At 69.6% G+C, this 19,187-nt stretch carries 9 protein-coding genes; 8 read left to right on the top strand and 1 reads right to left on the bottom strand.

Annotation, left to right across the window (positions count from 1 at the left end):
* The first annotated feature begins 52 nt into the window (after positions 1-52).
* Together ku and ligD are read left to right on the top strand one after the other, a co-directional pair.
* Positions 53-1,036, top strand: coding sequence for a non-homologous end joining protein Ku (gene ku / locus ACZYRS_RS30310; RefSeq protein WP_463422169.1), 984 nt, complete (start codon positions 53-55; stop codon positions 1,034-1,036).
* Between the two features lie 12 nt (positions 1,037-1,048).
* A complete protein-coding gene (gene ligD / locus ACZYRS_RS30305; RefSeq protein WP_463422168.1) occupies positions 1,049-2,653 on the top strand; it encodes a non-homologous end-joining DNA ligase in 1,605 nt (534 codons plus the stop codon).
* Between the two features lie 137 nt (positions 2,654-2,790).
* Here the strand turns inward: ligD and ACZYRS_RS30300 are convergent, their stop codons facing one another.
* On the bottom strand, positions 2,791-3,609 hold the full coding sequence (locus ACZYRS_RS30300) for a transglutaminase-like domain-containing protein (protein ID WP_463422167.1): 819 nt from the start codon (positions 3,607-3,609) through the stop codon (positions 2,791-2,793).
* Between the two features lie 292 nt (positions 3,610-3,901).
* Between ACZYRS_RS30300 and ACZYRS_RS30295 the strand changes: the two genes are divergently transcribed.
* From ACZYRS_RS30295 to ACZYRS_RS30270, 6 genes are all read left to right on the top strand, one after another.
* Positions 3,902-4,051, top strand: coding sequence for a hypothetical protein (locus ACZYRS_RS30295; RefSeq protein WP_198788289.1), 150 nt, complete (start codon positions 3,902-3,904; stop codon positions 4,049-4,051).
* Positions 4,052-4,114: 63 nt separating this feature from the next.
* The gene (gene katE, locus ACZYRS_RS30290) at positions 4,115-6,301 is read left to right on the top strand and encodes a catalase HPII (RefSeq protein ID WP_463422166.1); all 2,187 of its coding nucleotides are present in this window, start codon (positions 4,115-4,117) and stop codon (positions 6,299-6,301) included.
* Between the two features lie 237 nt (positions 6,302-6,538).
* The gene (locus tag ACZYRS_RS30285; RefSeq protein ID WP_463422165.1) at positions 6,539-9,424 is read left to right on the top strand and encodes an ExeM/NucH family extracellular endonuclease; all 2,886 of its coding nucleotides are present in this window, start codon (positions 6,539-6,541) and stop codon (positions 9,422-9,424) included.
* A 404-nt stretch (positions 9,425-9,828) separates the two neighbouring features.
* Positions 9,829-11,787 carry a CHAT domain-containing protein gene (locus ACZYRS_RS30280; RefSeq protein WP_463422164.1) on the top strand — a complete coding sequence of 653 codons (1,959 nt, stop codon included), beginning with the start codon at positions 9,829-9,831 and terminating at the stop codon, positions 11,785-11,787.
* Positions 11,788-11,907: 120 nt separating this feature from the next.
* Positions 11,908-13,635, top strand: a complete 1,728-nt coding sequence (locus ACZYRS_RS30275) for a ShlB/FhaC/HecB family hemolysin secretion/activation protein (RefSeq protein WP_463422163.1) — start codon at positions 11,908-11,910, stop codon at positions 13,633-13,635.
* A 2-nt stretch (positions 13,636-13,637) separates the two neighbouring features.
* Entirely contained in the window at positions 13,638-19,046 is a 5,409-nt protein-coding gene (locus ACZYRS_RS30270) for a two-partner secretion domain-containing protein (protein ID WP_463422162.1), read from the top strand.
* Positions 19,047-19,187: the final 141 nt, after the last annotated feature.

Below are 19,187 nucleotides of genomic sequence, written 5' to 3'. Positions count from 1 at the left end.
TACACGGCCCGGACCCGGGCGACGCACATTCCACGGTTGAAGGAGTGTGCCCATGCCCGTCACGAAAAAAGCCTCCGCGCCGCGCGTCCTGTGGAAGGGCGCGATCAGCTTCGGCCTGGTCCACATCCCGGTGGCGCTCTACTCGGCCACCACGAACCACGGCATCGACTTCGACTGGCTCGACAAGCGCTCGATGGACCCGGTCGGCTACAAGCGCATCAACAAGAAGACCGGCAAGGAAATCGCGCGCGAGAACATCGTCAAGGGCATCGAGTACGAAGACGGCGAGTACGTGGTGCTCAGCGACAAGGAGATCGCGGCGGCCTACCCCAAGACCACGCAGACCATCGAGATCGAGGCCTTCGTTCCGGCCAACGGCATTCCGTTCGTCTACCTGGAGCGGCCCTACTACGTGGCGCCGATCAACCGCGGCGCGAAGGTCTATGCGCTGCTGCGCGAGACCCTGCAGCGCAGCGGCCGCGTGGGCGTGGCCCGCGTCGTGATCCAGACCAAGCAGCACCTGGCGGCGCTGGTGCCCGTGGGTCCGGGCCTCGTGCTGAACCTGCTGCGCTGGGGCGCCGACATCCGCCCCTGGGACGACCTGCCGCTGCCCGAGGAAGACGCGAAGAAGGCGGGCCTGACCGAGCGCGAACTGAAGATGGCCCAGGAGCTGGTCGAGGACATGAGCGCCGGATGGGCGCCCGACGAATTCAAGGACGAGTTCAAGGACGAGATCCTGCGCCTGGTCGAACGCAAGGTGAAGGCGGGCCAGACCGAGACGGTGACGCAGCCCGAGCCCGAGGAAGGCGCGTCCGAACGCGGCGGCGCCAAGATCATCGACCTGACCGAGCTGCTGCAGCGCAGCCTCCGCGGCAAGGGCGGCGCCAGGAAGGCCGCTCCCGTTCAGGATGACGACGAGGAGGAGGAAGAACCCGCACTCCGCGCCCGGCCTCCCGCCAAGAAACGCAAGCCCGCCGCGAAAGCCGCATCGAAGACCCCGGCGAAGGCGAAGCCCCGCGCCCGCCGTGCGGCCTGAGGCGCACCGGTCATGGGCACCACCGCATCGACCGCGCGCAAGGCGCTCTCGCGCTACCACGGCAAGCGCGATTTCTCGCTCACGCCGGAGCCCAGGGAGGGCGGGCGCGCGGGCAAGGGCGTGCTGTCCTTCGTCATCCAGAAGCACCACGCGAGCCACCTGCACTACGACTTTCGGCTTGAACTCGACGGCACGTTGAAAAGCTGGGCCGTGCCCAAGGGCCCGTGCCTCGATCCGACGGTCAAGCGCATGGCGGTGCACGTGGAAGACCACCCGATCTCGTATGCGGATTTCGAGGGCACCATTCCGCCCAAGCAGTACGGCGCGGGCACCGTCATCGTCTGGGACCGCGGCGACTGGCTGCCGGCCGGGGGCAGCGATGGCGATGCGCGCAAGGCGCTCGCGGCCGGCAAGCTCAAGTTCGAATTGCGCGGCGAAAAGCTCAAGGGCCACTGGACGCTGGTGCGCATGCGCGGCAAAGGCGACAAGGCGCGCGAGGGCCACGAGCCGTGGCTCCTCATCAAGGAGCGCGACGATGCGGCGCGCGATCTGGCCGACTACGACGTGCTCGAAGCGCAGCCCGCGAGCGTGCTGACCGGCCGCGGCGTGGACGAGATCGGCAGCCCGCCCAAGAAAGCAGAAACAACGGCGGCCACGGCACCCGCGACGAAAGTCGCGCGAAAGAAAGCCACGACTCCGAAATCCGCACCCACGAAGAAGGAAACGGCACTCCCCATGGCCCAGAAGCAGAAGATCACCCACGCCGAACGCGTCATCGATGCGCACAGCGGCATCACCAAGGGCCAACTGGCCGCCTATTACGCCGCGGTCGCCCCGCAGATGCTGCCGCACCTGCGCGGGCGGCCGGTGGCGCTGGTGCGCGCGCCCGACGGCGTGGGCGGCGAGCTCTTTTTCCAGAAGCATGTGCAGAACCGCGAGATCCCCGGCGTGCGCCTGCTCGATCCGGCGCTCGACCCGGGGCACGATCCGCTGCTGCAGATCGACACCGCCGCCGGCCTCCTGGGCGCTGCGCAGATGAACGTGATCGAGCTGCACACCTGGAACGGCACCTCGCGCGCGCTCGACCGGCCCGACCGCATGACCTTCGACCTGGACCCGGGCGAGGGCGTCGAATGGGCGCAGATGCAGGAGGCCGCGCTGCTGGTGAAGACGCTGCTCGACGAGCTCGGCCTGCCCAGTTTCCTCAAGACCAGCGGCGGCAAGGGCCTGCACGTGGTGGTGCCGCTCAGGCGCCGGCACGGCTGGGACGAGGTCAAGGGCTTCTCGCAGGCGATCGTGCAGCACCTGTCGCGCATCCTCCCCGAGCGCTTCGTGGCCAAGAGCGGGCCGCGCAACCGGGTGGGCAAGATCTTTGCCGACTACCTGCGCAACGGCTTCGGCGCGACCACGGTGAGTGCATGGTCCGCGCGGTCGCGCCCGGGGCTGGGCGTCTCGGTGCCCGTGGACTGGGACGAACTGCCCGAGCTCACGGGCGCCGCGCAATGGACGGTCGCGAACATCGCCGAGCGCATCGCCGTCGGCAACACGCCGTGGGAGGCGATGGAGCGCAGCCGCACGGGCCTCGCGGCCGCGATGAAGATGCTGGGCTACATGTAGGCCACTCTTGCTCCCTCCCCTCCCGGGGGAGGGTTGGGGTGGGGGCACGACGGCGTTCGCGGCAGCGCGGCGCCTCATCGAAGGCCTGCCCCCATCCCGGCCTTCCCCCGGAAGGGGAAGGAGAAATACCCAACCGCCTACTGCAGCACTTCCTCGGTCGTCACCTCGAAGCGCGCCAGCGTGTTCGCACCGAACACCATCGTGATCGGCACGTCCGCCGCGTCGCGGCCGCGCGCCATCACGATGCGGCCGATGCGCGGCGTGTTGTGGCGCGCGTCGAAGGTGTGCCAGCGGTCGCCCAGGTACACCTCGAACCACGCGCTGAAATCCATCGGGTAGCGCACCGGCGGAATGCCGATGTCGCCGAGGTAGCCGGTCACGTAGCGCGCCGGAATGTTCATGCAGCGGCACAGCGTGATCGCCAGGTGCGCGAAGTCGCGGCAGACGCCCGTGCGTTCGCGATAGCCTTCCAGCGCGGTGCGCGTGGCGCGCGCGTTCTGGTAGTCGAAGCGCAGGTGCCCGTGCACGAAGTCGCAGATCGCCTGCACGCGGCCCCAGCCCGGCGGCACGGACAGGAAATTGGCCCAGGCGAATGCCAGCAGTTCGCTGTCGACCTCGCAGTAGCGGCTGGGCAGCACGAAGGGCAGGGTGGCCACCGGCAAGTCGGCGGCGGCGTGCTCGATGGCGCCCAGATCGACCGGGTCGGGCGCGCCGGTGTCGAACACGGTGGCCTGGTTGCGCAGCCGCACACTGCTCACACCCAGCGGCACGTGCACGCGCGCGCACTGGTTGTCGAAGCTGTCGCGGTAGTGGTCGGTGACCAGCGGCGGGCTGATCGTGATGTTCTCGCTGCCCTGGATGTCGCCGGCGCGCGAGGGGTGCACCTGCAGCATGTAGATCAATGCCGTGGGCGCGGTGACGCCGATTTCGATGTCGTAGCCGATCCGGATCTGCATTGGATTGTTTCTTCCCTGGTGAGCCGGTGAATGCGCCGGTGCGCGAGGCACAAAGAAGACGACAAGCACGATCGGTGCCGTCTTCGCCCCATGCTATGCGACGGCGTGCAAAACCCCGCGCGGCCACAACCCGCGAAGCGTCGTAGTCCGCCGCGATGCGCTGTAGTCGCGCTCCTACCGCCGGGGCGCACGATCTCCCACATCCGAGGGAGGGGGGCCACTACGGGTAACAGTCGGTTCAAAACCTAACCTTGCAGGTCTCTGTCATTCGGATATTCCTTGGAGGGAAATCATGGAGCTTTCATCGCTGTTCAGCTCGCTCGGCGGTTCGCTGGGCGACGAAATCCTCGTGTGGGCCGTTGCCGCGGTCGCGGGCTGCATCTGCCTGGTCGCCGTGGTGAACGTGCTGGACATGTTTCTCGACAACAACGAAATGGGCTGACGCCCGCGCCCCTCTCTCTCGCTCTCTCCTTCTCTCCTGTCCATGAAAGATCCCAGGTCCCCGATGACGCCACAGAACAAAGCCGCCGCAGGTCGCCGCGCCCCTACCGCCAAGTCCGGTGACGGCCGCAACGCCAAGCAGCTGCAGTTGGACGGCTTCACCACCGAGCATCCCGCGCACCTGACGACCAACCAAGGCCTGCAGATCCCGGACAACCACAACTCGCTGAAGGCGGGCGTGCGCGGACCCACGCTCCTGGAAGACTTCATCCTCCGCGAGAAGATCACGCACTTCGACCACGAGCGCATTCCCGAGCGCGCCGTGCATGCGCGCGGCTCGGCGGCGCATGGCTATTTCCAGGTCTACAAGTCGATGTCGCAGTTCACCTCGGCCGACTTCTTGCAGGACCCGGACGTGAAGACGCCCGTTTTCGTGCGCTTCTCGACCGTGGCCGGCGAACGCGGATCGGCCGATACGGTGCGCGACGTGCGCGGCTTCGCCGTCAAGTTCTACACCCGCGAAGGCAACTACGACCTGGTGGGCAACAACATCCCGGTGTTCTTCATCCAGGACGCGATGAAGTTCCCCGACCTCATCCACGCGGTCAAGCCCGAGCCGCACCACGCGATGCCGCAGGCCGCGAGCGCGCACGACACCTTCTGGGACTTCGCCTCGCTCATGCCCGAGAGCACGCACATGCTGATGTGGGCGATGAGCGACCGTGCCATTCCGCGCAGCTACCGGATGATGGAAGGCTTCGGCGTGCACACCTTCCGCTTCGTCAATGCGCGCGGCGAGAGCCACTTCGTGAAGTTCCACTGGAAGCCCAAGCTGGGCATTCACGGCCTGGTGTGGGACGAGGCGCAGAAGATCGCCGGCAAGGACGCGGACTTCCACCGCCGCGACCTCTGGGAAGCCATCGAGAACGGCGACTTCCCCGAATGGGAGCTGGGCGTGCAGATCGTGCCGGCCGACAAGGAGCATTCGCTGGGCTTCGACCTGCTGGACCCGACCAAGCTCATCCCCGAGGAAATGGTGCCCGTGCAGAAGATCGGCAAGCTGGTGCTCAACCGCAACCCCGACAACTTCTTCGCCGAGACCGAGCAGGTGGCCTTCCACCCGGGCCACGTGGTGCCGGGCATCGACTTCAGCAACGACCCGCTGCTGCAGGGGCGCCTTTTCTCGTACACCGACACGCAGATCTCGCGGCTGGGCGGCGCCAACTTCCACGAGCTGCCGATCAACAAGGCCGTGTGCCCGTTCCACAACTTCCAGCGCGACGGCATGCACCGCCAGACCATCGCGCGTGGCCAGGTGGCCTACGAGCCCAACACGCTGGGCAGCGGCACGGAGTTTCGCGTCGACGGCGGCAGCAACGGCTTCCAGTCGTTTCCCGAGGAGATCGACGCGCCCAAGGTGCGCCGCCGCAGCCCCTCGTTCGACGACCACTTCACGCAGGCGCGCCTGTTCTTCAACAGCCAGAGCGCGGCCGAGAAGGAGCACATCATCGCGGCCTTCCGCTTCGAGCTCTCCAAGCTGGAAGTGCCGGCGATCCGCCAGCGCATGGTGGACAACCTCGCGCACGTGGACGAGAAGCTCGCGCGCCGCGTGGCCGAGCCACTGGGCATCGGCGAGCCCGATGCCAAGGCGGCGGCGGGCCGCGCGGGCTTTCGCGATCACCGCATCGCGCTGCCCATCGACGAGTCGCCCGCGCTCAGCATGGCCGACACCGGCGACGGCTCGATCCGCACGCGCAAGGTCGCGATCCTGGTGGCCGACGGTGTCGATTCCGCGTCGCTCAAGCCGATCCGCGATGCGCTGGAGCAGGCCGGCGCGCAATGCAAGATCGTCGGCCCGCGCCTGGGCACAGTGGCCAGTGCATCGAAGCGCCAGATCGATGTGGACATGACGTTCACGAACACGCCCTCGGTGATGTTCGATGCGGTGCTGGTGCCGGCCGGCGCCGACAGCGCGGCCGCGATGGCCGGCATGGGCGACGCGGTGCACTTCGTGCTGGAGGCCTACAAGCACAGCAAGGCCATCTGCACGGTGGGCGAGGGCGTGAAGCTGCTCGCTTCGCTGGGCATCGGCGCGGACAGCGATGCGCCCGCGGGCGTGGTCGTGGCGGCCACGCCGGTCACCAACCTGGGCGACAGCACCGCGGCCACGCAGATCGCGCACGACTTCATCGCGGCGATCGCCAGGCATCGCCACTGGGACCGCGCGAACGTCGACGCCGTGCCCGCCTAACGGCGGCGCCTCGCGCGCTTCGATCCGATCCGGTTTTCGTTCACGCCGCCGCGCCGTCATGTGCCGGCGGCGGAGTGCCCGTGTGCCGGCGGCACAGTGCTGCGTGCGCCGGCGGCACAGTGCCGCGTGCGCGCAGTCACCCAAGTGAAATCGGGGTTACTCGGGGGTGACACACAAGGAACATAGAAACAGCCGCTGCGCGCCCGCTGTTTCTTATCTCCTTCAAGAAGTTCCCACATGACGCATCCGGCATCGAGGCCCATCCGGCATCTCAAATTCCTGGCGCTGACCCTGGCGCTCGTGCTGACCGCCTGCGGCGGCGGTGGCAGCGGGGGCGGTGCCTCCTTTCCGCTGATCCCTCCGTCCTCGGGCAATGCGCCGCCGACGACACCCCCGACAACGCCCCCGACAACGCCTCCCACGACACCGCCGGAAACGCCACCCGGAACGCCGCCGGAAGAACCGCCCGTCACACCGCCCGTGACGCCCCCGGTCACGCCGCCCACCTGCTCGGCCGCTGTGCCGGCCAGCGCGCCGCTCACGGCCATCTCGGCCATCCAGGGCACGGGCGACCTGAGCCCCATGGCGTCGCAGGCCGTGACCGTGCGCGGCGTGGTCGTCGGCGACTTCCAGAACACCGGCACCACCGTCGTGAAGCTCAACGGCTTCTTCGTGCAGCAGCTGGTGCCCGACGCCGACCCGGCGACCTCCGAAGGCATCTTCGTCTACGCGCCGGGCGCTGCCACCCGCGTGGCCGTGGGCGACTACGTCCAGGTCTCGGGCGCGGTGACCGAGTTCGGCCAGACCGCCGGCGCCGGCGCCAAGCCCGATGCCATCACGCAGATCGCTGGCACCGGCGGCGATCCGCTGGCCATCAGCGTCTGCGGCAGCGGCATCACCATCGCGCCCACGAAGATCACGCTGCCGGTGGCCGACGAGTCCACGCTGGAGCGCTACGAAGGCATGCTGGTGGAGATCGCGCAGCCGCTGGCCGTGACCGAGCTCTTCGAGCTCGGCCGCTATGGCCAGATGGTGCTGTCGCTCAACGGGCGCCAGTTCAACACCACCAACGGCAACGCATCGGCCACGCATGCGCAGAACCTGCTCTCGCGCATCGTGCTGGACGACGGCGCCTCGCCGCAGAACCCGAACCCCATTCCCTACCTGAGCGCGCCCGGCACCGACGGCACGCGCCGCATGGGCGACACGACCCAGAAGGTCACCGGCATCCTGAGCCACAACTTCGGCGCCTACCGCATCCAGCCGACGGTGGCGCCGGTGTTCGCACAGGCCAATGCGCGCCAGCCGACCGCACCGGTGGTGAGCGGCACGCTCAAGGTCGCGAGCTTCAACGTGCTGAACTACTTCACCACGTTCCTGAACGGCGAAACCGCCTCGGGCCAGACCGGCCAGGGCTGCTCGTTCGGCACCGGCCCGGCCGCCGCGGGCAACTGCCGCGGCGCCAACAACCTCAATGAGTTCCAGCGCCAGCAGGCCAAGATCGTGGCCGCCATCGCGGGGCTCGATGCCGACGTGGTCGGGCTCATGGAGATCCAGAACACCGACGTGGCGACCGACGACCTCCTGGCCGCGCTCAACGCCAAGGTCGGCGCGAACACCTATGCCGCGGTGCACAGCGGCGTGTTCGGCACCGATGCGATCAAGGTGGACATCCTCTACAAGCCCGCAAAGGTGCAGCGCGTGGGCAACGTGGTGCTGCCCACGGGCGCGGACCTGGCGAACTACACCGCCGCGAGCGGCCGGCCGCCGCTGGCCCAGCGCTTCAGCACCGTGGGCAACAACGGCGGCTTCTGGTTCGTGGTGAACCACTTCAAGAGCAAGGGCAGCTGCCCGACCTCGGGCGACATCGACCAGGGCCAGGGCTGCTTCAACCTGGCGCGCATCGAGCAGGCGAAGGCGCTCAACAGCTTCGTCGCCAAGCTCAAGCTCATGGGCGCGCCGCAGGTGGAGAACGACGTGTTGATGATGGGCGACTTCAACAGCTACCTGCTGGAAGACCCGACCCAGCAACTGGAAGCCGCCGGCAACGAGAGCCTGCTCAAGCGCATGCCCGCCAACGACCGCTACACCTACGTCTTCGGCGGCGAGACCGGCGCGCTGGACCATTCCTACGCGTCGGCCTCGCTCAAGACGCAGGTCACCGGCGTCAGCGTCTGGCACATCAACTCCGACGAGCCCACCGCGCTGGACTACAACACCGACTTCACCACCGACGACCGCTTCGCGCCCACGCCGTTCCGCGCGTCGGACCATGACCCGGTGCTGGTCGGCCTCACGCTCACGGCCGATGCGGCGGCGGTGCAACCCATCGTCACCGCGTCGATCCCGGCGGCCGTGAAGGTCGGCGAGACCTACAGCGTGAACATCTCGCAGGCCACGCCGGGCGGCGCGACCACGCTCACGTCGCTGAGCGTCGACTGGGGCGACGGGACCGCCGCCACGACGGCGCCGGGCACCAGCGTCGTCACGCACACCTATGCGGCCGCGGGCACCTTCAGCGTCGTCGTCACGCTCACCAACTCCGCGGGCCAGACCGCGGTGCAGTCGGGCAGCGTGAACGTGAGCACCGTGGTGGTGGTCACGCCGCCGGGCGCGCCGGACCTCTTCTTCAGTGAGTACGTGGAAGGCTCGGCGACCAACAAGGCGCTGGAGATCTACAACCCGACCGCGGCCGCCGTGGACCTGAGCCTGTACACGCTGAACCTGTATTCCAACGGCGCGGCCGCGCCGGGCAGCAGCGCGCCGTTGACCGGCACCCTCGCGGCCGGCGGCGTGCTGGTGCTTGCGAACAATGCCGCCACGGCGGCCTTCAAGCCACCGGGCACGGTCATCAACAGCAGCGTCGTCAACTTCAACGGCGACGACGCGCTGACGCTGGAGAAGTCGGGCGTGGTCATCGACCGCATCGGCCAGGTCGGCACCGACCCCGGCACCGAATGGACCGGCGTGGGCGGCGTCAGCACGCTGAACCAGACGCTGCGCCGCAAGCCCGCCATCAAGGCCGGCGACCGCAACCCGGGCCTGGCCTTCGATCCGTCGGTGGAGTGGGACAGCTTTCCCATCGACACCTCCGCGGGCCTCGGCGCACATACGGTGAATTGAGGGTGAATTGAGCCCACGGCGAAGAACCAGCGAAACCGGCCCGAGGGCCGGTTTCGTTTTCATGACTTAGTCCTTTTGCGCTAGACCGTATTGCGAATAGGCGCGCGAGGTACCCCCTCCTAGACTTTCCCCACGAGGCCTGAACGGCGCGCACTTCCGCGGCGTCGAGCATCTGCAGCAACAGGGCAGGTGCACCGGCCGCGTGCGGGGGTCCAATGGCGTGGTTTTCAAGTTGGGGATGGGAGCGCCCTGCACGTGCGCGTGCGGGTTTCGCAAGCGCACTCGGTCTGGCCGGCCTGCTTCTGCTGGCATACGGCCCTTCTGCGTCGGCGCAGCCACAGGCGCCTGATGCCGAGGCCGCGGCCAGCAAGGCCGAGCAGGCAAGGCTCGCGGACACCGACACCTTGCTGGCACTGACCAGCGAGGGTTCCGTGCTTTACGGACAGGACGCGGTCAAGCTCTCGGGCTACCAGTACTGCAGCCAGGCCGTCGCGCTGGCCGAAGCGGGCGAGTTCCGCCAGAGCATTCGCGCCGCGAGCAAGGCGCTGCACCTGGCCAACGCCACGCGCGACCCGAACCTCATGGCCATGGCCAACCGCGACCTGGCCATCGTCTACAGCTACTCGGGCCAGCTGGAGAAGGCCGAGGAGTTCGCCCGCGAGGCGCTCAAGCACCCGGCGCGCGACCCCAAGCTCGTCGTGGGCCCGGTGCAGAAGGTGATCGGCGACGTGCGCACGCGCCGCGGCGATTTCTCGGGCGCCGTCATCAGCTACGACGAGGCGCTGGCCAACAGCTCGCCGCGCTATGCGCCGCTGGTGCAGGCCTCGCTGGTCAACGCGCTCATCGAAGCGGGCGAGGCCGTGCGCGCACGCGAAGTGCTCGGCACCATGGCGCCGCCCAAGGACGCACCGCTCACCGCGCAGCTCGATCGCACCCGCGCCCGCCTGCTGCTGGCCGAGAACAAGCCGGCCGAGGCGCGCGACATGTACCGCGCGCTCACCGCGCGCCAGGTCGGCGCCGACACCGAGTACTACCGCCTGTGGGCCTGGGACGGCGTGGCGCGCAGCGAGATCGCGCTCGGCCAGAAGCAGGCCGCGGCCGAGGCCGTGGGCCAGGCGCTGGGCGGCGTGGACAAGGTGCGGGCCAAGTTCCGCAGCGAAGAATTCAAGATGGGCCTGTTCTCGGACCTGCAATCGGTGTTCGAGCGCGGCGTCTCGGTCTACAGCGATGCGGGCGACGCGCGCGCCGCCTTCGAAGTGAGCGAGCACAGCCGCTCGCGCGCGCTGCTCGATGCGGTGCGCGGCCGCGCCAAGATCAGCGAGCAGGCCACCAGCACCGTCGATCTCGCCACGCTGCAGCGCACGCTGGCGGCCGACGAGCGCGTGGTGCAGTTCCATTCGCTGCCCGACCGGCTGGTGGTGTGGGTGGTGAGCCCGAGCGCGATCCAGGAAAAGACCGTCGCCGTCAAGCGCGAGGAGCTCAACGAGCTGGTCGAGACCTTCCGCAACTCCATCGTGCGCGGACGCCGCACCGCCATCACCAACGCCGACAAGCTCGGCGCCGCGCTGCTCGGGCCGCTGGGCCTCGCGCCGGGGCAGCGCCTGATCATCGTGCCGCACGGTCCGCTGCACTACCTGCCGTTCCAGGCGCTGCGGCTGGATGGCCGCTACGTGATCGAGACACACCCGGTGTCGGTCGCGCCGTCGATGAGCATCGCGGTGCAGCTGGCGCAACGCACGCCGCGTGTGAACGCCTCGCTGGTGGCCTTCGGCAATCCGCGCATCGAGGACAAGTACGACCTGCCCGGCGCCGAGACCGAAGTGAAGCAGCTCGCGCAACTCTTCCCGCGCAACGCCGTGTACATGGGCGCCGCCGCCACCAAGACGCAGTTCCGCGACGTGGCCGCGCGCTCGCCGCTGATGCACGTGGCCGCGCACGCCGAGGCCGACGCGGTCGATCCGCTGTACTCGCGCATCCTGCTGGCCAACGAAGGCGGCAAGCAGAACTTCCTCGAGGCGCACGAGATCCTGGGCATGCCGATGGACGGCACCGCGCTGGTCACGCTCTCGGCGTGCGAATCGGGGCTCGGGCGCATCGCGCAGGGCGACGAGGTGCTGGGCTTCACGCGCTCGTTCCTCTCGGCGGGCAGCTCCAGCCTGATCGCCTCGCTCTGGCCCGTGTCGGACGACGCGACCGCGGTGCTCATGAGCACGCTCTACGGCGAACTCTCCAAGGGCCGCGACCTGCAGAAAGCCATGCAGGCCGGGCAACTGGCCGTGCTGAAGGACCCCAAGATGTCGCATCCCTTCTTCTGGGCGCCGTTCAACCTGATCGGCAACTGGCGCCTGACGGTCGGGAGCTAGAAATGTTGCTCGCCCCCAGTCTCCCCGCACTTCGTGTCGGTCCGCCAACCCCCTACCGGGGGCGGGCCGGCCGCTTCGGGCGGCCGTGCGCGGCGGCCCTCACGAAAAAGAAGAACTGCCATGGTCACTGAGATGCGCTTTCGCCAACGGTCCACGCCCATCGCGCTTGCGGTCACGGCTCTGGTGAGTGCGACCTTGCTGCTTGCGTCGCAACGCATCCACGCGGCCGAGGCAGGCACCGACGCCACCGAACTGCTCCCCACCAAGGACCCGTGCGGCACCTGCGACCGGCCGCTCGCGCAAGCGACCGGCGCCGTCGCGCCGCAGAGCCTGCCCGCGCCGCCGCGCCCCGCCGGCACGACGTTCAGGCTCAACGACCTGCGCCTCAATGGCGTGAAGGCGCTGAGCAACGAAGAGCTGCAGTCGATCACCGCGCCCTACATCGGCCGCGACGTCACGCTCGGCGATCTCGAAGGGCTCGCGCAGGCGATCACCGCGCGCTACAAGGAGCGCGGCTACTTTCTCGCGCAGGCCATCGTGCCGGTGCAGACGGTGCGCGACGGCATCGTGGAGATCAGCGTGATCGAAGGGCGCCTGGGCAAGGTCGACGTGGTCGTCGCGCCCGATGCGCCGCTCAGCGAAGCGCGCGTGCGCGGTTTTCTCGCGCCGCTGCAGCCGGGCGAAGCCGTGAGCGCGCAGAGCTACGAGCGCTCGATGCTGCTCTTGTCGGACCAGCCCGGCGTGAAGGTGTCGTCGGGCCTGCAGGAAGGCACGTCGCCCGGCACCACCGATCTCTCGGTCGAAGTGGCCGCCGCGCCACGCTGGGCCTTCACGGCCGAGGCGGACAACCACGGCACCAAGGAATCGGGGCGCTATCGCGTGGGCGGCACCGCGCGCTGGCTGAGCCCGTTCGGCATCGGCGACAACCTCGATATGCGCCTGATGGTGTCCGACAGCAACGACCTGCAATTCGGCCGCATCGCCTACGAAGCGCCCATCGGCACCAGCGGTCTGCGCGCGGGCGTGGGCCTGGCGCGCGTGAACTACGAGCTGGGCGGCCAGTTCGCCGACTACGAGGCGCGCGGCCGCGCCAACGTGCTCGACTTCTCGCTCAACTACCCGCTGATCCGCCAGCGCCAGCAGAACCTGTTCTTGCGCCTGGGCGCCGACATCAAGGACCTGACCGACGAGGTCGGCATCGCGAACACCAATTCGCGCAAGCGCGTGAACGGCCTGAGCGTGGGCTGGACCTGGGAGCGCCGCGACGAGGTGTTCGGCGGCGGCTACTGGGCCAGTTCCGGAACGCTCTACCACGGCAATCTTTCGATCCGCGATCCGGAGAGCCGCCTGGCCGACCAGAGCCTGGGCGGCCACGACACCGAAGGCGGCTTCACCAAGCTGAGCTTCCAGCTCTCGCGGCTGCAGGCCATCATGCCGCGCCATTCGCTGTACCTGTCGGTGGGCGGCCAGTGGGCCAGCAAGAACCTCGATGGCTCCGAGAAGCTCGCGCTCGGCGGCGCGCGCGCGGTGCGCGCGTACCCCTCGGGCGAACTGCTGGTGGACCAGGGCGTGATCGGCACGGTCGAGTGGCGCTGGTCGCTCAACGAAGAGCTCACGCCGTTCCTCTTCTACGACGCGGCCCACGGAAAGATCGTGCGCAACCCCACGGCCTTCGACGGCGCCAACAGCCACAGCCTGCGCGGCTACGGCGTGGGGGTGAGCTGGTCGCGGCCGGGCAATTTCTCGATCAACGCCACGCTCGCCTGGCGCGCCGGCACGCCGCCGGCGCAGACCGACGGCGGTGGGCGCAATCCGCGCCTCTACGTGCAGCTCATCAAGGCGTTCTGACCATGAAGCAACGCAACCTCTCCCGCCAACGTGCCCGCCACCATCGCGGCCTGCAACTGCGGCCCCTGGCGATCTCGCTCCTGTGCGCGGGCCTCTCGCCGGCCATCGCGCAAGTGCTGCCCACGGGCTTTCTCCCCATCGCCGGCGGCGTCACGATGACGCAGAGCGGCGCGGTGATGAACATCAACCAGCCGCTCGCGCGCGGCATCGCCAACTGGCAGACCTTCTCCATCGGCGCGGGCGGCATCGTCAACATCGCGCAGCCGAACGCGAGCAGCGTGCTGCTGAACCGCGTGACCGGCAACGAACTCTCGACCATCGCGGGCCAGCTCCACGCCAACGGGCGCGTCATCTTGGTCAACCCCAACGGCGTGATGTTCAGCCAGGGCGCGACGGTGAACGTGGGCGGCCTCATCGCCTCCACGCTGGCGCTCACGACCAGCGACAAGAGCTTCATGGACGGCGCCACCAAGCTCACCTTCGAGCGCGCCGATGCCAACTCGGCCGCGGTGCGCAACCTCGGCAACATCACCGCGACAGGTGGCGGCGAGGTGGTGCTGATGGGCGCGGCGGTGGGCAACGGCCGCACCGGCACCATCACCGCCGACAACGGCACGGTCGCGCTGGCCTCGGGCCGCAGGATCACGCTGGACCTCGTGGGCGACGGGCTCACCAACCTCGTGATCGCGCCCGACGCCATGGCCACCAGCGCGGCCGTGGGCAACAGCGGCACGATCCAGGCCGACGGCGGGCGCGTGGCGCTCGTGGGCAGCTCCGTCACCGTGGGCGAGCTGGTGGTCAACCAGACCGGCACGGTGCGCGCGCGCAGCATCGGCACGCGCAACGGCGAGATCTTTCTCGGCGGCGGGCGGGACAACCAGGTCGCGATGACCGGCGGCACGCTGGACGCCACCGGCGCCGCGGCCGGCGAGCGCGGCGGCACCATTCGCATCGCGGCGGGGCAGGTCAAGCTGGAGGCCACGACCGAAGGCCCGCCGGCGCTGCTCGATGCCAGCGGGCAGGCGGGCGGCGGCACGGTCACGGTGCGCGGCTACGACGTGGCGCTCTCGTCCGGCTCGGCACTGCGCGCCAGCGCGACCGGCGAAGGCGCGGGCGGCACCATCGACGTGGGCACGGCCACGGGCCAGGTGCTCGCGGACGGCCTGCCTGCACCGGCGCGCGAATCGCACGCGCAGGTGTTCGGCGAACTGAGCGCGCGCGGCGCGGGCAGCGGCAAGGGCGGCGCGATCACCACGAAGGCCGATGGCCTTCGGATCGGCGATGCGCGCGTCGATGCGGGCGGCGGCGCCAATGGGGGAAGCAACGGCAGCTGGCGCATCGACACGCCCACGGGCAGCCTCGCGGTGGCCAACGCGGCCGACATCGCCGCGTTCGACCCGGCCTTTCCGGACCTGGAGCCCGGCGCGCGCGTGCATGCGGGCAGCGTCGGCAACGCGCTCGGCCGCGGCACCGACGTGACGCTCGCGAGCGGCGCGATCGGCGACCAGCGCGGCGTGCTGTTCGGCGAGGGCGTGCAGGTGGTCAAGCAGGAAGGCGGCACCGCCACGCTGCGGGTGGATTCCGCCGGCAACATCCGCATGGACAACGGCTCCTCGATCGTGTCCAAGCAGGGCGCGCTCCACGTGGACTTCAACGCCGACTCGACCGGCGCCATCGCGGCCCGCGCGGCGGACCCCGCGCAAATTTCCGTGAGCGGCGGCGATCCGAACTTCGGCACCGACTACGCGGGCGCGATCCGCCTCACGGGCGCGACCATCGACGCCAACGGCGGCAACATCCGTTTCTTCGGCCAGGGCGATGCGCTCAACGGCCGCGCGGTGGGCGGCTCCTCGTCGCATTCCGACGAGCAGTGGATCGCCGGCGTTTACCTGAGCGAAAGCACGCTGGCCACCAACGCCGGCGGCATCGTGAGCCTGCGCGGGCAGGGGCGCTCGTGGGTGGCGACGGACGACGGCGGCAACCCGCGCTTCTCGTCGAGCGAGGGCGTCGCGCTCTGGTACAGCACGGTGAAGGCCGACGGCACCGGCACGGTGAGCGTCGATGGCGTGGGCGGCGTCGGCGGGAACGGCGTGAACGTGGGCTACGGCAGCACCATCGCCGCGACCGGCGGCGACGTGACGCTGACCGGGCGCGGCGCCGACTGGACCGCCGAGATGCCGGTGGGCAGCATCTTCAGCCAGACCGGGGTGGACATCAGCAGCAACGCCAGCGTCCTTGCGGGCGGCGACGTGCGCATCGCAGGCACCGGCGGCAACCTCGACGCGATGCGCCAGAGCGCGGCCTTCGCCGGCGCCAACCGTTTCGCGGGCAGCTCGAACGGCGTGTTCATCGGCGGCAACGTCACGGCCGGCAACGGCCGGCGCATCGACATCACCGGCAAGGCGGGCGGCGAAGGCTTCACCGCCAACCTGGACACCGGCGGCGCCATCGTCATCACGCCGGACGGCAGTTCGGCCTGGGGCGTGCAGGTGAGCACCGACACCGGGCAGCCCAATGCGCTGCGCACCGACGGCGGCACCGTGGCCATCGACGCGCAGGGCACCGACGTCTCGCTGCGCGTGAACTCGTTCTCGGACTTCAGCGCGCTCGATGCGGCGCCACCGGCCAACGCGGTGCCGCCGACCGGCGCGCTGATCTCGGTGGCGAGCAGCACCGGCAAGGGCGGCAGCATCTCGGTGCGCGGGCGCAATGTGGTGGTCGACGGCGTCGACTTCGGAGACGGCGATGCCGTGCTCGCGCGGCTCGATGCCAGCGGCGCCACCGGCGGCGGCAGCATCGACATCGCGGCCACCGGCGCCATCGCCGTAGGCAGTGCCACCCGCCTGCAGGCCGACGCTGCGCAGAGCGGCAATGGCGGCAGCGTGAAGGTGGTAGCGGGCGGCGCGCTGCGCGCCTTCGGCACGCTCTCGGCGCGCGGCGGCGCAGCGGGCGGCAACGGCGGTTTCGTCGAAACCTCCGGGGCGCACTTCGACCTGACCGGCGTTCGCGTCGATGCCTCGGCGCCCGTGGGCAGCGCGGGCTCCTGGCTGATCGATCCGTTCAACGTGACCATCGCGCACGGCACGGCCGCGGGCAGCCTCACGGGCAACCCGTTCGATCCGATGGCGACGTCCACCATCCAGGACGGCGACATCAACGCCGCCCTCGACAAGGGCTCCAGCGTGACGATCACCACCGGCACCGGCGGCACGGACCCGGGCAACATCACCTTCGACAGCGGCGTGGTGATCGAGCGCACCGTCGGCGCGACGGCGCTCACCTTCCAGCTGGATGCGGCGAACGCCATCGGCCAGAGCTGCCCGAGCTTTCCCTGCACCTATGTGCCTACGATCATCCGCTCCACCACCGGACCGATGGACGTCGTCTTCAACGCCAATGGCCAGGGCGGGGGCTTTTCCACCGGCATCTTCTTCACCGGGCAGATCCTCACCAACGGCGGCAACGTCACGATGAATGCCGACACCGGTCCCACCTCGGGCACCACGGCCATCCAGCTGACCAACACGACCATCGACACGCGCACCACCGCGCTGGGCGATGCCGGCGCCGGCGGCTTCGTGCAGATCACCGGCAAGCGCGCAGCGCCGACGTTCTCGGGCTTCAACGCGACCATCGACCTGAGCAACATCACCATCCAGAGCAGTACGGGCGACGTGTCGATCACCGGCATCACGCCCGGCGGCGCGGGCGTGCGCATGAGCGCGACCGGGCCGGCCAACCAGATCCTCACCACCAGCGGCGACATCTCGATCGTGGGCACCGCCCGCGGCGTGACCGACCCGAGCACGGGACCGATCTCGGTGCAGGCCGTCAACCTGGCCAACACGCAGGTGCGCAGCGTGGACGGAAACATCGCCGTGCGCGGCCTGGTGACGGCCGGCCCCGCGAGCGCCACCTCCGGCGGCGTGCTGCTGGCGGCCAACACGCTGGTCACCACGCTGGGCGTGGGCAGCATCGACATCGCGGGCGAATCGGGCGCCAACGGCACGGGCGTGGCCATCGCCACCGGCGCGCGCGTGGACGGCAACAACAACGTGGTGCTGCGCGCGAGCAACGACGGCTCGGTCGATGCGCTCGCGATCGACGGCACTGTGCGCGCGGGCAATGTGCTGAACCTGCGCCCCGGCGGCGTGGACGCGGCGGGCAATGCGCTCGACCGCACGGGCAACGCGATCACGCTGGGCGGCACGGCGGCCAACGGTTTCGCGGTGTCGGCGGCCGAGTTCACGCGGCTCGATGCGCCCACCATCGTGGCGGGCAGCAACGCGCATGCGGCGGACATCAACGTCGTCGGGCCGCTTGCGCTGCCTTCGGCGCTGACGCTGCAGAACGAAGGTGGTGGAAACATCAACCTGGGCGGCGCGCTCACGGCCTCGAAGATCGGCCTGCTCTCGCGCGGCAACATCACGCAGACCGCCGCCGCGCCGATCACGGCCGGCACGCTGATGGCGCGCTCCACGGGCGGCAGCGTGCTGCTCGATACGGCGGCGAACAACGTGAGCGCGGACACCGTCGGCGGTGGCGCGGCAGGTGCGTTCCGGTATGTCGATGTCGATACGGTGCAACTCGGTTCGGTCTCGGTCACCGGCTACGACGCCGCGGGCAATGCGCCGCAGGTCGCGTCGGCCACCTCGATGGCGGCCGACACGGTGTTCGTGCGCACGCTCTCGGGCGACTTGCTGCTGGGCGCGAATGTGAGCAGCGGCAGCGGCGCCGATCTCGTGGCGGCCTCGCGCTTCCAGAACCTGGGCGGCTACACGATCGGTGGTGCGCCGTGGCGCGTGTGGGCCGACACCTGGATCGGCGAGAACCGCGGCGGGCTGCGCGGCTCGGGCCTCTTGCCCAACCTGTACCACTGCGCGTACTCGGGGCTGTGCGCGGTGAGCGTGTCGCCGGGCGACAACCACTTCATCTATGCGCAGCAGCCGGTGGCCACGGTGTTCATCAACAACGCGAGCCGGCCGTTCGGCGCGGCGAATCCGTTCTTCAGCTATTTCATCGGCGGGCTGATCCTGGGCGACACGGGCGCGGGCTTCAACGGCGCCGCCGGCTCGACGGCCAACGCGGCGAGCCTGCCGGGGAGCTATCCGATCAACGGCAGCTTCACGTCGGCCGAAGGGTATGCGGTGAACGTGGTGCCGGGCACGCTGCAGGTGTCCACGATTCCCAACTTGCCGCGCCCGGACGTGCTGCGCGAGCTGCCGTCCACCTGGCTGTACGACCGCAACATGGGGCCGCCGCCGATGTGCTTTGCGACCGGGGCGCTCGAAGGCGATCGCGCATCGCAGGGCGGCGACATCCTGGCGCGCGAATGGTCGCGCGTTCGGTCGCGGCCGAATCTTTCGAGTTGCGTGGATACGGAGAAGCGCAATGGGTGTGCGGACTTCTGAGGTTGTTTGAGCGCTCTGGTTTTCAGGGCGCGTGCGCAGGCCACCGGGTGCTCCCCTCCGCGAATGTCCCCCGGCCTGCGGCCTCCTCCTTGATTTCGCTGCGGGGAGCACCCGATGCCCTGCGCACCTGGACACGCTGAT

The sequence above is a fragment of the Variovorax sp. AC194 genome (assembly GCF_979257995.1).
This window is presented reverse-complemented; position numbering and strand designations above follow the sequence as displayed.